The sequence below is a fragment of the Glutamicibacter sp. JC586 genome, assembly GCF_009805585.1.
Taxonomy (GTDB): domain Bacteria; phylum Actinomycetota; class Actinomycetes; order Actinomycetales; family Micrococcaceae; genus Glutamicibacter.
This window is the reverse complement of sequence record NZ_VHIN01000022.1, coordinates 542,848-558,740: the sequence shown is the minus strand read 5'-3', so window position 1 is coordinate 558,740 and position 15,893 is coordinate 542,848. Positions and strand designations below refer to the sequence as shown.

At 60.2% G+C, this 15,893-nt stretch carries 13 protein-coding genes; 1 reads left to right on the top strand and 12 read right to left on the bottom strand.

Features of this window, described 5'->3' with window-relative positions:
* Positions 1-245: 245 nt before the first annotated feature.
* The 5 genes from tyrS to argH all read right to left on the bottom strand — a co-directional run bounded on the left by tyrS (position 246) and on the right by argH (position 7,037).
* Entirely contained in the window at positions 246-1,565 is a 1,320-nt protein-coding gene (gene tyrS / locus FJV47_RS16390) for a tyrosine--tRNA ligase (protein ID WP_159614867.1), read from the bottom strand.
* Between the two features lie 155 nt (positions 1,566-1,720).
* Positions 1,721-3,970: a UvrD-helicase domain-containing protein gene (locus tag FJV47_RS16385; protein WP_235026507.1), complete on the bottom strand. Its 2,250-nt coding sequence runs from the start codon at positions 3,968-3,970 to the stop codon at positions 1,721-1,723.
* Between the two features lie 133 nt (positions 3,971-4,103).
* Positions 4,104-4,652 (bottom strand): adenine phosphoribosyltransferase, encoded by a 549-nt coding sequence (locus FJV47_RS16380; protein WP_159614863.1) that lies wholly within the window; start codon positions 4,650-4,652, stop codon positions 4,104-4,106.
* Positions 4,653-4,734: 82 nt separating this feature from the next.
* On the bottom strand, positions 4,735-5,475 hold the full coding sequence (locus tag FJV47_RS16375; RefSeq protein WP_159614861.1) for a maleylpyruvate isomerase family mycothiol-dependent enzyme: 741 nt from the start codon (positions 5,473-5,475) through the stop codon (positions 4,735-4,737).
* 146 nt (positions 5,476-5,621) lie between these two features.
* Positions 5,622-7,037 (bottom strand): argininosuccinate lyase, encoded by a 1,416-nt coding sequence (gene argH / locus FJV47_RS16370; protein ID WP_159614859.1) that lies wholly within the window; start codon positions 7,035-7,037, stop codon positions 5,622-5,624.
* Between the two features lie 230 nt (positions 7,038-7,267).
* On the opposite strand from argH, the gene FJV47_RS16365 reads away from it, so the two are divergent.
* A complete protein-coding gene (locus FJV47_RS16365; RefSeq protein WP_159614857.1) occupies positions 7,268-7,819 on the top strand; it encodes a macro domain-containing protein in 552 nt (183 codons plus the stop codon).
* Positions 7,820-7,919: 100 nt separating this feature from the next.
* Here the strand turns inward: FJV47_RS16365 and FJV47_RS16360 are convergent, their stop codons facing one another.
* The 7 genes from FJV47_RS16360 to argC form a co-directional block, all read right to left on the bottom strand.
* On the bottom strand, positions 7,920-9,758 hold the full coding sequence (locus FJV47_RS16360; RefSeq protein ID WP_159614855.1) for an HNH endonuclease signature motif containing protein: 1,839 nt from the start codon (positions 9,756-9,758) through the stop codon (positions 7,920-7,922).
* A gap of 83 nt (positions 9,759-9,841) precedes the next feature.
* A complete protein-coding gene (locus FJV47_RS16355) occupies positions 9,842-10,345 on the bottom strand; it encodes an arginine repressor (protein ID WP_200832029.1) in 504 nt (167 codons plus the stop codon).
* A gap of 1 nt (position 10,346) precedes the next feature.
* Entirely contained in the window at positions 10,347-11,306 is a 960-nt protein-coding gene (gene argF, locus FJV47_RS16350) for an ornithine carbamoyltransferase (protein WP_159614851.1), read from the bottom strand.
* A 39-nt stretch (positions 11,307-11,345) separates the two neighbouring features.
* Positions 11,346-12,593, bottom strand: a complete 1,248-nt coding sequence (locus FJV47_RS16345; protein ID WP_159614849.1) for an acetylornithine transaminase — start codon at positions 12,591-12,593, stop codon at positions 11,346-11,348.
* Positions 12,590-13,528, bottom strand: coding sequence for an acetylglutamate kinase (argB, locus tag FJV47_RS16340; RefSeq protein WP_159614847.1), 939 nt, complete (start codon positions 13,526-13,528; stop codon positions 12,590-12,592). The genes FJV47_RS16345 and argB overlap by 4 nt, the downstream gene beginning before the upstream one ends.
* A gap of 11 nt (positions 13,529-13,539) precedes the next feature.
* On the bottom strand, positions 13,540-14,754 hold the full coding sequence (gene argJ, locus FJV47_RS16335; RefSeq protein WP_159614845.1) for a bifunctional glutamate N-acetyltransferase/amino-acid acetyltransferase ArgJ: 1,215 nt from the start codon (positions 14,752-14,754) through the stop codon (positions 13,540-13,542).
* Positions 14,751-15,782 carry an N-acetyl-gamma-glutamyl-phosphate reductase gene (gene argC / locus FJV47_RS16330; RefSeq protein ID WP_159614843.1) on the bottom strand — a complete coding sequence of 344 codons (1,032 nt, stop codon included), beginning with the start codon at positions 15,780-15,782 and terminating at the stop codon, positions 14,751-14,753. The genes argJ and argC overlap by 4 nt, the downstream gene beginning before the upstream one ends.
* Positions 15,783-15,893: the final 111 nt, after the last annotated feature.

The following is a 15,893-nucleotide window of genomic DNA, read 5'->3' as shown; positions in this document are numbered from 1 at the left end:
CGACGTTTTCAACTTGTTCACCCCACTGTTTCTTTCAGACCTTTTCAGTCCGTTCCGATCAGCGGCGCGAGATAAAACTTTACACGGATTCCCAACAGACACAAAATCGGTAACCGTGTCGGAGAAATGGTCTAATTCCCGGTCTGACTGGGAGATTTGAATACTAGGTACAACAAAACCACCAAAAAAGTGTGCTGCTTCACAACATTTTTTGGTGGTTTCGTGTAGTGCGGTCGAACTAACGGCTAGTTGGTTAGTTCTACAACGGCCATGTTCTTCTTGCCGCGGCGGACGATGGCGTAGCGTCCGTGAAGGAAATTCGACTCGCTCAATTCAGCATCGATGCCTTCAACCTTTTCGTTATTCACGTAGGCACCACCTTCACCCACCGTACGGCGAGCTTCCGATTGCGACTTGCTCAGCCCCGAAGCAACGAGCACGTTCAAGATGCCAAGATCCTGTGGTGCGACCTTTGCCGTGGGCAATTCAGCGATCACCGATTCCAGCGTTGGAAGATCGATCGCGCTCAAATCACCATTGCCGAAGACTGCGGCCGAGGCTGCGATGACCTGTTCGGTAGCTTGCTCACCATGTACAAGCGAAGTTACTTCCCAGGCAAGGGTGCGCTGGGCGACGCGCTTGAAAGGACGCTCGGCAATTTCAACTTCGAGGGCTTCGATCTGCTCGCGAGTCAAGAAGGTGAAAACCTTCAAGCGGTTGACCACATCCGCATCGGCAGTGTTCAGCCAGAACTGGTAGAAGGTGTACGGGCTGCACATTTGAGCATCCAACCAGATGGCGTTGCCCTCGGACTTGCCGAATTTGGTGCCATCGGAGTTGGTGATCAAAGGGGTGCCGTAGGCGAACGCCGAGTTGCCCGTCACCTTTCGAATCAGCTCGGTGCCGCTGGTGAGGTTACCCCACTGATCCGAACCGCCGGTTTGCAAAGTGCAGCCGTACTGACGGTTGAGCTCGAGGTAGTCGTAACCCTGTAACACCTGGTAAGAGAATTCGGTGTAGCTAATGCCCTCGTCGGAGTTCAGACGCGCGGCGACGATCTCCTTCTTGATCATCGTGCCCACACGGAAGTACTTACCAACATCGCGCAGGAAGTCCAGCGCCGAAAGCTGCTGGGTCCAATCCAAATTGTTCACTAGGCGGACCGCATTCTCACCTTCGTCCGACAGGAAGCGGGAAACCTGAGCCTGCAGCTTAGCGACCCATTCGTTCACGGTCTCCTTGGTGTTCAAGGTGCGCTCGGCAGTTTGGCGTGGATCGCCGATCAAACCGGTGGAACCACCCACCAATGCCAACGGTTTGTGTCCGGCCAGTTGCAGGCGGCGCATATTCAACAACTGCACCAGGTTGCCCAGGTGCAATGAGGGCGCGGTGGGGTCAAAACCGCAATAGTAGGTCACAGTCTCTTCGGACAGTGCTCGCTCCAGCTCGGCTTCGTCGGTGGACACGTGCACCAGGCCGCGCCACTTCAACTCCTGCCAGATGTTCTGGAAAGATGCGTCATTACTCTGTCCGGCAATGACCGGATTCTGCTTAGTTTCAGACATGCTCTCTGTGACCAATTTTCATTCTTCGTTCTGCCCCTAGTACGCGTGGAAAATTCACGCGCGCCTGATTCTCGCGCCGAGCGTTGGGGTTGCCCGCCGGCGCACAGTTCCCAGATTATCCTCTGGTCATCGGCAAGTGCCAGTTGGCGCTTAATTTAGGCGCGCAATCCCTGCGGCAGCTCTTGGCTGTGTACCACGTGCAGGCGTTGCGTAGTACGAGTCATCGCCACGTACAAATCGCCCACTCCTCCATCAACCTCGGCGACCAGCTGGGCTGGCTCAACTAGCAGCACACCGTCAAATTCCAGGCCCTTGGACTCACGCGCGGAAATCACCACAATGTCCTGGCTCAGACCGCCAGAACCGGTGCCGACGCGTTGGCCATATTTCTTGCTGACTGCGTCACGAAGGCTGGCCAAATTCTGTTGGGGCACGATCACCGCCTGCAACCCGCCACGAGAATATTCCAGCTCCTGCGCTAGGGCAACAAGCACCGTGTCTTCTAGATTCGATTCGGTGCTGCGGGTCAAGACCGGTGGCCAGTCCCCCTCACGTACTGCCTGCGGGGTGGTGATGCGCAGACCGGCAGCTTGGGCCACACGCACTGCAGCATCGGCAATCTGGGCCGGCGTGCGATAGTTGACGCTCAGCTCTTCTAAGTCGAAACGGTCGCCGAAGAACGGCTCAAGTGCTTGTGCCCAACTACTCGCGCCGGAAGCAGCCGAAGTTTGGGCGATGTCGCCAACGATGGTGAAGGATTTCATCGGGCAACGGCGCACCAGTAAACGCCACTGCATCGGGGAGAGCTCCTGTGCTTCGTCAACGACGATATGTCCGTAGGCCCAGGTGCGGTCGACTACTGCTCGTTCGGCAGCCGAAAGCTTCGCGGCCGTTTCTTGGTTCACCCCGGCGACCTGCTCGGCGGTAATCACCCCGTCGATTCCTGCATTCTCCAGCATCGTATGCATATTCTGCAGGGCAGCCTTGGCGTTTTCGACGTCGGCCTCATATGCAGCGGTATGAGCAGCTACATTTGGGTCCACAAAGTCACCCAATAGCTGGGCCGCTTCATCGAGCAACGGCACATCGGCTTCGGTAAAAGGGGAACCTGCTCGTCGATACAACGCGTCGCGCTCGGCCTCTTTTAACTTTGGCGCTGCAGCGGCCAGCAGATGCGGGTTGGCAAACAGTTCACTCACCAACTGGGCCGGAGTCATCGGCATCCAGCACAGGTTCAGCAAAATGCGCACGTCGTAGGACTCACGCACTTCCTGCGGCAGGTAGGAACGGTCGTTGGTGGAGGACTGCCCGGCAGATTCCTCCAGCTTCCGGCGCAACTGCTCAGCAAGCTCGCCCACTACGACCTTGGTGAAGGTTTCGCGCGCCTCGTTATAGGGTTTGTGCGTATGACGGGCACGTTCACGCGCATTTTTGATCATTTTTGGGGTCACACTCAGGCGGGTGCCCTCAACTACCACTGTGCGTGGATTTGCGATCAGCCGCTGGCGATTGTGCACCGCATTGGCGATCACCTTGGCCATGGAGAGCTGGCCTTTGAGCCGGGCTACGGTGCGATCACGCTCCGGCACCGCGTGCAGGCCATGATACAGATCGCCCACCGAGGACATCACCACACCGGTCTCACCCAGAGAAGGCAAAACGCGCTCAATGTAGCGCATAAAGGAATTTGAGGGGCCCACGATCAGCACGCCGGCGTTCTTGAGCCGTTCACGGTATTCGTAGAGCAGGAAGGCCGCACGGTGCAAAGCCACCGCGGTCTTGCCGGTGCCTGGGCCACCTTGGACCACCACAGCGCCGGGCAGTTGCGCGCGGATAATCGCGTCCTGTTCGGCCTGAATGGTGCCGACGATGTCTCCCATGCGACCGGTGCGCTTCTCGCGCAATGCGGCCATGAGCGCGCCCTCGCCGTGGTGCGTGTGCCCCTCATCCAGCCAGGTTGCATCGAGCACGTCGTCTTCAATTCCGGCCACCGAACGCCCCTTGAGCATTAGGTGGCGACGGCGACGAACCCCGCGCGGGTTACGCGCAGTGGCCTGATAAAACGGTGCGGCCTCGGTGGCGCGCCAGTCGATCATCATCCGGTTGAGCTCTTCATCTGACAAGCCAATACGTCCGATGTAACGCGGGGATTTCTGATCGCCGGCCATATCCAATCGACCGAAGACCAGACGATCTTGCACAGCGTCCAATTGCGCGATCCGATCCTCATAAAGGGTCGCAAATGAGTCGCGTTCGGACATATTCTGGAAGGTGCCGACCGCTCCTTGAGCACGGGTCCGCTCCAGTTGTTCAACCTTCTCCGCGCGTAGCTCATCAAGCCGCGCGTACAAGCGACCCACATACTCGGATTCAGCTAACAGGTCACGTTCGATCGTCTCGGTCAACCTAGTTCCCCTCGCGCTCAAAATCTGCTCCTGCGCAAAAAACACAGGACAGATAATCATACGCGCCTTTTACCCCGCGAGGGGTCATCGCGGTGGCGCTGTGGCCCGCTGTTCGCCAGCGGCGTGAAATTGTTTAGGAGTGCACGAGTTGTAAGGACAGCACCTCGTGGCCGGTGAGCTGATCGCGCCCGTTCAGTCCGTCCAATTCCAAGACGACGCCGACGCCGGCGATGAGAGCACCGGTCTGCTCGATCAGGCGTACCGCCGAGCCGACCGTACCGCCGGTGGCCAGCACGTCATCAAGAATCAGCACGCGAGTTCCCGGGGCGACCTCGTCTTTATGCACTTCCAGGCAGCTGGTCCCGTACTCCAAGGTGTACTCATCGCGGTACACCTCGCGTGGAAGCTTGCCCGCCTTGCGAATGGTCAGCATGCCCTTTCCCGAGGCGTAGGCAGCCGCTGCGGCCAAGACAAAGCCACGCGCTTCCAGGCCAGCGACGATGTCGAACTGCCCTTCAAAGGGGGCGATCAATTCGTCGACCATGCGGCGCAGGCCCACCGGGTCGGCAAATACCGGGGTCAGGTCCTTAAATGAGATCCCGGGTTGCGGGTAGTCAGGGACAATCTTGCACAGTCGGTCCAGCAGGTCGCTAATGCTCTCAGAAGTAGTCACGCCTAACAATTTTAGTCCTTTTGCGCGTCGGCGAATACGCAGCGGCGCATAATTATGAGCACATCTACTTCATGTTCATGCAGCCAAGGGGTTAACGTTGCAGCAATCGGTCGCTGGGCCAAGGCAATAGTTGCGGGTCTTCCACCCCATCCGCGGCGGCGGTAACTCGCACTGCCCCCGAGCTCACTCGACCGGCCAGCCAGGCAGCTAAGTCAAAATCAGTTCCCGAGAGTACCCACGACTTTTTGCCTTGCCCCAAGACAATGCTGGGTTTGCCATGGGGCTGAAGAACCAAACGACTATTTTCGGGCACACGAGCCTCAAGAGCACGGAAGAGATGCTCACAAAATTCTGCCGGCCACAAAACCGGCGGACGCACCATCGCGTCAAGATCGGTCGCGTGGATCAACATTTCGCGCCAAGTGGCATACATCATATCGGCGACCTGCGCCCCGGGACGATATCCGACCGGCTGCGACCACGACTTTTCGGCCCCTTGCAGTGTGGCGCGCAGCTGCGCCAATGAGTCCAGAGCCAAAGCCTGCAGCGACTCTGGACGCATCAGCGCGGTCATATTGATGGCCTGGATGCGGCCGTCGACTCCCCCGTCGTACATCTGGGGCAACTGGGAGGCACCCGCGTTGTCAATTTGGCGGACCGCGGCCTTAGCTAACGAGGCCAGGTGCGCTATGAGCTGCGCGGTGCTCCATCCGGGTAATGAACTGGGCTTGGGATAGCTCGTGAGCGGCATCGCTCGCAACTGCTCGACGAGCTCGTCCAAAGCGTGGGTGACCTGTGCGGTAAGTTCAGCTGGTGCCAGTAGTTGTGCCATGGCACACACTCTAGCGTGAGCCAAGAAAATCACAGTGCGATCTGCCCGGTCGATCCAAGGATGTCGCCGCGGCACGATGGCAAAAACCGGTGGCTACAGAACCCTAGAGCCCTGTAGCCACCGGCAAAAATGTACAGCGTGAGAACTTACTGAACCCAGGCCTTAACCTCAGCGAGCTGACGCTCAAACTCAACGAGCTGTGCGGCCACCGCGCTCGGTGCGGTACCACCCTGGCCATTACGAGCGTTCAGCGAGCCCTCGGTGGAGAGTACTTCGCGCACCTGTGGGGTGAGGTGCTCGGAAATGCCAGCGTATTCTTCGTCGGTCAAATCCCAGAGTTCAACACCGCGCGACTCAGCCAACTGCACGGCTGCGCCGGAGAGCTCATGCGCGTCGCGGAACGGTACGCCCTGACGGACCAGCCATTCGGCAATGTCGGTCGCCAGCGCGAAGCCCTGCGGGGCAAGTTCTGCCATACGCTCGGTATTGAAGGTCAGCGTGCCCATCATGCCTGCCACCGCCGGCAAGAGAATTTCCAAGGTGTCGGCCGCATCGAAGACCGGTTCCTTATCTTCTTGCAGGTCGCGGTTGTAGGCCAGGGGCAGGGCCTTGAGGGTAGCCAGCAGGCCAGTCAGATCGCCGATCAGACGCCCCGCCTTTCCGCGGGCCAGCTCGGCGATATCTGGGTTCTTCTTCTGCGGCATGATCGAGGAACCAGTGGAGAAGGAATCGTGCAACTTCACGAAACTAAATTCCTTGGTAGCCCAGAGAATGACCTCTTCGGACACGCGGGAGAGATCCACGCCGATCATCGCGGCGATCCACGAGAACTCGGCGAAGACGTCGCGGGCGGCGGTGCCATCGATGGAGTTGTGAACTGCCGAGTCGAAGCCCAGCTGCTCGGCTACGAAGTTAGGGTCTAGACCCAGCGTCTGGCCAGCCAGCGCTCCTGATCCATACGGGGAAATCCCGGCGCGTTTGTCCCAGTCGACCAAGCGCTGTACGTCACGTAACAACGGCCACGAGTACGCCAGCAAAAGATGTGAAAGCAGGATCGGTTGAGCGTGCTGCAGGTGAGTACGTCCGGGCATCGGAGCGTAGGGGTGGGCCTTGACCTGTTCGAGCATGGCATCGAGGGTGTCAATGACGCCGCCGGCGATAATGCGGGCGTGGTCACGCAGGAACATCCGGCCTAGGGTTGCGATCTGATCATTACGCGAGCGGCCGGCGCGCAACTTGCCACCAAGTTGGGTCCCGGCTCGTTCCAACAGTCCTCGCTCCAGCGAGCCGTGCACATCTTCGTCAGTTTCCGCCGCGACGTAGGTTTTCGATTTCACATCAGCTTCAAGCTGGTCCAACGCAGCGATCATGTCGCTCAGCTCTGCATCGGTGAGCAAGCCTGCTCGGTTCAAGACCTTCGCGTGGGCACGGGAACCGGCAATATCGTAGCTGGCTAGGCGCCAGTCGAAATGAGTGGACTTGCTCAGCGCAGCCATCGCATCCGCGGGTCCGCCGGAGAAACGCCCACCCCAGAGCGATCCTTCATTTGTTGACGAGGCCATTGCCTGTTCCTTTCTGCCGGTAAAAATTTGCACTGCGTCCCACTCTAGCAAAGTTTTATGCAATGCTACTCATAAATATTCACCGTTGCGTGGAAACATGCAATTTTGACGCGGATCATCCACACCGAGGCGACACACAGGAAACTCGAATATTAATCTCTTCCCGTCCACGTTGCCCGGGCGTATGGTGTTGTCCATAACCGAATCGGAACTAACTTCGGAGGTACGAAATGGAAATCCAGTTGTACCGGGGCGATATCACCACCCTGCATGTTGATGCCATTGTCAACGCCGCCAACCCCTCGCTATTAGGTGGCGGAGGCGTTGACGGGGCGATTCACGATGCCGCTGGGCCCAGCCTGCTCGCCGCATGCCGAGAAGTTCGAACTCAGCGCTACCCGGACGGGATTCCCTCCGGCATTGCGGTAGCCACTAAGGCCGGGGACCTGCAGGCTAAGTGGGTCGTACACACAGCGGCGCCCAACCTAGCGTTGATTAAACCAAATCCAAAAATCTTGGCCGACTGCTTCGTGAATTCGCTCTACGTAGCGGCCCGTCATGATGCCCACTCCATCGCCTTCCCGGCCATCGGAGCTGGGACTTTTGGTTGGGATCCCGATCAGGTTGCCGACATTGCTTTCGAGTCCATTTCGCGATGGATCGACACCAATAAACACATTTCTCCGATCCATAAGATTGTGTTGGTGGCCCATACGGATCAGGTAGAGGCTGCATTCTCTCGGGCCTTCTCAATTCAGGCGGTAGCCGAACTCGCCGCCTGACCACCTAGGCGTCTAGGCCTGTAACGCACAACTGCCAGCTCTAGGCACGGTGAAGCACCGTGCCAAGAGCTGGCAGTTGTATATGTGAGCGCGTTTCGCCTCAGGTCCGAGCGAAGTAGGTATTGCGCCTCGGGATCTGGTCGGGATCCAGATGCTTGGGCAGAATCACGTAGACTAGGCCCTTAATCTTGACCAGTGTGAGGTAACCACTGTGAACCATCACATGGTGTTTGGTGCACAACGGGCAACAGTCCTGCAATCTGGTGCGACCACCTTTGGCCCAGGGTTTAAAGTGATGGAATTCCAGTAGTTCTGGTTCGGCGGTACAGCCGGGGACCAAACAACCGCCATCACGATCGCGAGCAGCTAACTTCATCCAGCGTGGGAAGAGTCTGGCGTCGCGGCCGATGTCCATGATCACCCCGTCGGCGTTGTAAATCGGGCTGAGAATTTTGGCCTCGCAAAGCATAGTGCGTAATTCCGGCGCGCTCAGTTTCACCCCGTGGGCGCTCAGGCCGGTCAGCGAAGCGAGATCACGCAGGTCCGCGTAGTTTGCATGCACCACGATTTCAGGTGTCACTCGTTGGCCGGTGGATCCGGGATCAGCGTTACGCAGGATCGCGTTGAGTGCGTTGAGCCTGCGCTCTGGAACACTGCAGTCCCCCATTATCACCGGTGGGCCGTTGAGCGGATGCGCAAGATCAGGTGTTGCCGACTCAGCCGGGCCGGCGTCGTTTGGGCCAGCGTCGTTTGGGGCCTCATGTGTCCGAGCCCAGTCGGGAATGGGATCATCGCTGTGCCACAGTTCGTCAATCTCTGGCTCAGCGTCCGGCGCCGATTCAGGCTCGGCGCCTGCTTTAGTTTCGGGCCGGGCAGTTCCATCGTTCTGCGAGGTACGCTCGCCTGCGGCTTGGCCCGAGGGTGCCGGGTCGGTCGATGACTCAGCGGATGGGTTGGCAGATGGGTCCGCTGTTTGGCAGGAAGCGCGCGCAGCGGCGCCGGCTTTGGTCCGCTTGTTATCCGCTTGGGCGATCAGCGACTCCCAGACTTCGGCATCCATGGCGCGAACCCGGACGATAAATTCGTGCACCCCATTGACTACCTTGCCGCGAAACAGCCCTAGTTGCGGAGTCTTTGTTTCACCGTTCTCCTCTTTGTAGTTCCTGATCAGCGTGTTCAGACGTTTGTTACGGGTGCGCACCTGCGGTTCGTTCAGGTACGTGGCTGCATGAGATTCGAGTAGCTCCCCATCGCTGGCCGTGGCGGTGGCCGAGGTGGGGATCCCTTCAAAGGTGGTGTCCGTGGGTTCAAACTTCTCCAATGCGCGGGCGGTTTTGAGCACTTCGCGAGGGTCGGGGCGGGAGGCCACCTCCGGTAGTTGCCAAGACCGATCGCCACTGGCGGTGGAGTCGGGCGCTGAGTCGAGCGCTGGGTGCGGCGCGAAATGCTCGGCCAAACGGGTGAAGCGTGGGGCGCACCCCGCTCCGGTGATATCCCGGCGGGCGTGGACGAGGTGGGCATCGCTGACGCGGCGGGCTGCTTCAAAATAGTTCAGGCCCAGGACACTGGAAAGGGCCTCGGCCGCGTCTTTGTAGAGGGTGCGTCCTGGGGCGAAGACCGGTTCGGCGCTAAAATCCGTGAGCCCGGCGCGCAGATCGTCAAATTCATTAACGTGCAGGGCGTGGGCGGCGGTGGTCTCCACGGTGCTGGCGGCGATGATGGTGGCGCGGGTGCTTTGGCGGCTAAATGCCTCGGTGAAGGTGGCATGGGCCAGCGCCACGCGCGGATCGGAGGTCGCAGTGGCTTGGGCACCGATCAGTTCGAACAATTGCAGGCATGAGGCTTCGGCCTGCAGCAGTTGCTGCGGCTCAAGGTCCATTCCCGAGGCCAGCTGCTCGGTGAGCGTGCCAAGGGCGCCGGCAAAAGACTTGTTCTCCATGCAGTGATCATGCGACCAGCCCGGCGGGTTAACCAGCAAACCGCCACGCACTGTGGATAAGTGCGTGGCGGTTGGTGCATGAGTTAGCGCGGTTCGGCCAGCGCCAGGAAGCGGGCAGCCACCTCGGCTCCCCCATCCACCTCGCGGGTGGTGACCATGATGGTGTCATCGCCGGCGATACAGCCCAAAATCAGCGGCATTTGCGAGTGGTCGATGGCCAGGGCCAGTAGATTTGCCGCGCCCGGCGGGGTACGCAGCACCACGATATTTCCAGAGGCTTCGGCGGTAACCAACTGCTCGGCACAGATTTTAGCCAGGCGCGCGTCGAGCACTTCCTGGGTAATGGCGGTCTGTGGGGAACGATCCCCGCCTTCTTGGCGCACCGCGTAGATCAGCTGACCTGAGTGATCGCGGATGCGCACCGCGCCGATCTCCACCAGATCGCGCGAAAGTGTGGCCTGGGTGACCTCCAGCCCGTCGTCCTTGAGCAGTCCGAGCAATTCGGCCTGCGACTTGACCGAGTTATTACCCAAGAAGGCGCGGATGCGCGCCTGCCGGGCAGTTTTGGTGCTTGGCTGGGTGGTCATGTTAGAGCTCCACTCGGGCATCTTCGGCCAGCCCGGAGGCGACCATCAACCACGTCATCACGGCCTTCTGGGCGTGCACGCGGTTTTCGGCCTCGTCGAATACTACCGATTGTGGCCCATCGATGACCTCGGCAGAAATTTCGTAGCCACGGTAGGCAGGTAGGCAATGCAGCACGATCGCGTCGTGACTGGCCAGCTTCATCGCCTCGGCGGTCACCGAATAGTCGGTGAATAGTTTCAGGCGTGCTTCCTTCTCATCTTCCTGTCCCATGGAGACCCAAGTGTCGGTCACGACCACGTCGGCATCTTTCAACGCCGCGAGGGCATCGGTGGTGATGGTGACCGACCCGCCGGTGAGCGCGGCGCGTTCTTGAGCGGCGTTGATGATCGACTCGGCAGGCAGGTAACCTTCTGGGCCGGCGATGGCCACGTGCATGCCGGCGGTGACTCCGGCCAGCAGGTAGGAGTTGGCCATGTTGTTCGCCGCATCGCCCAGGTAGGCCATTTTCAGACCCTGCGTGGCTCCCTTGTGCTCACGCACGGTGAGCAGATCGGCGATCAGCTGGCACGGGTGGTAGTCATCGCTCAGTGCGTTGATCACGGGCACCGATGAATTGGCCGCCATTTCTTCTAGCCCGGACTGTGCGTAGGTGCGCCAGACGATGGTGGAGACCATGCGTTCGAGCACCTTGGCGGAGTCGGCGATGGACTCCTTGTGGCCCAACTGGGATTCGCCGGAGTTGATAATCAGCGGCGAGCCGCCGAGTTCTGCGATGCCGGCATGGAAGGAGACGCGGGTGCGGGTGGAAGTTTTGTCGAAGAAGACCGCGACGGTTTGTGGGCCGGCGAAAGGCTGGTAACCGTACTTGTCGGCCTTCATGGCTGCGGCCAGATCCAGCACCTTGGACTGCTCGTCGGGGGTGAAATCCAGGTCGGTCAAAAAGTGGCGGGTAGTGCTCATGTGTAGGTCCTTAAAATTGTGCGAAATTTTCGTCGGCGATTAGCTGGCGGCGGCAATCAGCTGTGGCAGGACATCGATGAAGCTGCCCAGTTGTTCTTTGGTGATCACCAGTGGTGGGGCCAGGCGGATGGTGGAATCGTCGGTGGCGTTCACGATGAACCCGGCGTCCAGGGCCGCGGTTACCAGCTTCGGCGCGTTGGCTTCTGCTAGTTCGAAGGCGGTGAGCATCCCTGCCCCGCGCACTGCGCTCAGACCGGCAATATCAGAAAGTTGCTCACGCAACCAATCCCCGGTCGCTCGCACCTGAGCCAGCAGATTCTGCGACTCGATGGTGTGGATGACGGCCAAGCCAGCCGCGCACGCCACTGGGTTGCCGCCAAAGGTGGTGCCGTGATCGCCCGGGGTCAGCCATGCGGTGTTCTCTTCACCGAAGACGATCATCGCGCCGATAGGGAAGCCCCCGCCCAGCCCCTTGGCTAGGGTCATCACATCGGGAATCACCGGTGCTGAGGCGAAGAAGGAGCCGGTGCGCCCCATGCCGGATTGCACCTCGTCGAAGACCAGCAGGGCGCCAGCGGTAGCTGTGATCTCGCGGGCGGCTTGCAGGTACTTTTCCGAGAGCATGCGCACCCCGGCTTCACCCTGGATCGGCTCGATAAACACTGCCGCTACGCTCTCATCGACCGCCGCGCGGAGTGCGTCGATATCTCCTGCAGGAATCCAGATGACATTTTCTGGCAGCGGGGCAAAAGGCGCGCGGTACTTTTCCTTGTAGGTCAGTGACAGTGCACCCAGGGTTCGGCCGTGGAAGGCGTGTTCCAGGGCGATCACCTTGGTGCGCGGGTTTTCGGGCGTGCCGGTATTGCGCCGGGTGAGCTTCAGCGCCGCCTCATTGGCTTCGGTGCCGGAGTTGGCGAAGAAGACCTTAGACCCAGCCGGGGCGGCAGAAATTTCTAGTAGCTTTTCGGCCAGGGCGATCTGGCTCGGCGAGGTGAAGAAGTTGGACACGTGCCCCAAGGTGGCCAGTTGGCTGGTGATCACACTGGTCAGCAAGGGGTTGGCGTGACCAAGGGTATTAACTGCGATACCGCCGAGCAGATCCAGGTACTGGTTGCCATCGGCATCCCAGACGTGGCAGCCGGCCCCGCGCACTAGCACCCGCTGCGGGGTGCCAAATACGCCCAGCAGCGAGTTGGAGTAGCGCTCGGATAAGGCAGCGCTGGAGAGTCCGGTCAGTTCTTGTACGTGTTCGGTGGCGATGGCGGTATCCGCTGAAAGTTCGCTCACTTGGTGTCCTTCTGATTGGTGACGGGGGCCGGGAGCACCTGGGTGCCCACGCCGGCGGTGGTGAAGATCTCTAGCAGCATCGAGTGCGGGGCTCGACCATCCACGATGTGCGCCTGGCCCACGCCCTCGTCGACGGCTTTCAGGCACGCACCCATCTTGGGGATCATGCCCGATTCTAGGGAAGGCAGCATCGTACGCAGCTCATCGTTGGTGATCGAAGTGATCAGCGAGGACTTATCTGGCCAGGCTGCGTAGAGGCCCTCCACGTCGGTGAGGATCACCAGCTTGGTGGCGCCCAGCGCGCTGGCCAGCGCGGCCGCGGCGGTATCGGCGTTCACATTCAGGATCGCGCCGGTCGGATCACCCTGTTCATCAAATTCCGGGGCGACGGTGGAAATGACCGGGATCATTCCGGCGTCTACCAAGGAGTCAACCTGATCGGTGCGTACCCGGGTGACCTCGCCGACCAGACCCAGATCCACTGGCAGCCCGTCGACGATGGTCCCGGTACGTACCGCCTGCAAGGTGGCGCCGTCCTCACCGGACATGCCCACCGAGTAGGGACCGTGTGAGTTGATCAGGCCGACCAGATCGCGCTGCACCTGCCCGGTAAGGACCATGCGCACCACATCCATGGCCTCGGGGGTGGTTACGCGTAGTCCCCCGCGGAACTCGGACTCGATGCCCAAGGTGTCGAGCATTTTGTTGATCTGTGGCCCGCCGCCGTGCACTACTACTGGGTTGACCCCGGCATGTCGCAGGAAGACGATGTCTTGCGCGAAGGCGCGGCGCAGCTCGTCGTTGACCATGGCGTTGCCACCATATTTGATGACCATGGTGGTGCCGGCGAAGCGCTGAATCCATGGAAGCGCTTCGATCAGCGCTTCGGCTTTGGTCGCGGCGGTTTCCAGGTTGGTGCGGATACTTTGGGCCATGTGGATCGTTCCTAGCTGGAGTAAGCGGAGTTTTCGTGGACGTAGTCGTGAGTCAGATCGTTGGTCAGCACCGTGGCTTCTTCATCCCCGGCGTTCAAATCGATCTCGATGGACACATTGCGTTCTTCCAGACTGACCAGGTTGCGATCTTCGCCGACCCCACCGTTTTTACAGACCATCACGCCGTTGATCGAGACGTTCAGCTCATCGGCCTCGAAGGCGGCCTTGGTGGTGCCCACTTCGGAGAGCACACGCCCCCAGTTGGGGTCCTTACCAAAGACCGCGGTCTTGACCAGGTTGGAGCGGGAAACGGCCTTGGAAACTTCCAGCGCGTCGGCTTCGGTGGCGGCATTGTAGGTACGGATGGCGATGGTGTGATCGGCGCCCTCGGCATCTTCGATCAGCTTCGCGGCCAACTCGCAGCAGGCATCGGTGAGCGCTGCGGTGAACTCGGCGATATCCGGGGTGCTGCCCGAAGCGCCGGAGGCCAGCAACAACACGGTGTCGTTGGTGGACATACAGCCATCGGAATCGGCCCGATCAAAACTCATCGCGGTGGCCGCACGCAATGCGGTATCGGCCTGCTCAGCACTGAGCTCCGCATCGGTGGTCAAGACCACCAGCATGGTGGCCAGTGCTGGGGCGAGCATGCCCGCACCCTTGGCCATGCCGCCGATGGTGACTTGGTCAGAACCGTGAGGACCCACCAGTCGGGAGACCAGCTTCGGCACGGTATCGGTGGTCATGATGCCGGCGGCGGCCTGATCGGAGGCATTTTGATCGGTGGCCAAAGATTGGGCGGCAGCTTTCACGCCCGGCAGTAGCTTGTCCATGGGCAGTTGTACGCCGATCAGCCCGGTGGAGGCCACAGCCACATCCGAAGCGGACACACCGAGTAGTTCAGCTACATATTCGGCGCTCTTGTGCGTATTGCCAAATCCCTCGGCACCGGTGCAAGCATTGGCGCCACCTGAGTTCAGCAGGACCGCGTCAATGCGGGAATCTACTAGGACCTGGCGTGACCAATGCACCGGTGCGGCCGCCACACGGTTTGAGGTGAAGACTCCGGCGGCAGCGAAGTTCGGGCCATGGTTTTGCACCAGAACAACATCGTTCTTGCCCGTGGACTTGAGTCCTGCTGGGACACCCGAGGCAGAAAAGCCTGCCGGTGCGGTGACTCCCGTGGCAGGGGCTGACGGGTGGGTATTGGTGTGGGCGAGGCTCACGGTGCGACTCCTTGCATGAGCAATCCGGTGTTTTCTGGCAATCCTAGGGCGATGTTCATCGACTGAACGGCGGCTCCTGCGGTGCCCTTGGTGAGGTTATCCAGCGCGGCGGTAACAATGACACGGTTGGCGTGAGTATCAAAGGCCAGCTGTAGTTGGACGTGGTTGGATCCTTGTACGGCCCCGGTGGTAGGCCATTGGCCTTCGGGCAGTACGTGAACAAATTGCTCGTTGGCGTAGGCGTTAACCCAGGCTTCACGCAGTTGCGCCTCACTTACGCCGGCTTTCACCTTGGCGGTGGCGGTGGTGAGAATTCCGCGTGGCATCGGCGCCAGGGTTGGGGTGAAGGAAACGGTGACCGGCTCGCCGGCCAGTTTGGAGAAACCCTGTTCCATTTCTGGGATGTGGCGGTGGATGCCGCCGACTCCGTAGGTGCTCATTGAACCCATCACTTCGCTGCCCAACAGGTTTGGCTTCAGTGACTTGCCCGCACCGGAGGTGCCGGAAGCCGAAACAATCACGACGTCGTCAGCTTCCAAGACTCCAGCGCCGAAACCTGGCGCCAACGCTAGTTGGCCCCCGGTCGGGTAACACCCGGGAACTGCCACGCGCTTGGTTCCGACCAGCTGTTCCCGCTGGCCGGGTAGCTCTGGAAGTCCATAGGGCCAGAAACCTGCGTGGGGCGAACCGTAGAACTTTTCCCAGGCGGCTGCTGATTCAAGGCGGTGATCCGCCCCGGCGTCGATGACCAAGGTGTTCTCTGGCAGCGCTGCAGCCACAGCGGCCGAAGCACCGTGGGGCAAGGCGAGGAAGACTACGTCGTGACCGGCCAGATTCTCTACGGTGGTATCAACCAATACGCGATCGGCGAGCGCGTACAGGTTCGGTGCGATGGAGCCCAGGCGTGCTCCGGCCTGAGAATGTGCGGTGATCGCGCCAATCTCTACTTCTGGATGGGCCGCAAGAATGCGAAGGACTTCTCCGCCGGCGTATCCGCTGGCGCCGGAGACAGCTACTGAAATCGTCATGACTAGATTCTATCCCCAAATATTCACGCACGCTAATAAATATTCATAAAATACTTCGTCACGTAATCCGACATCCCAGCTGCGCGTGCCCACTGGCGAGCGCAAAGTCCT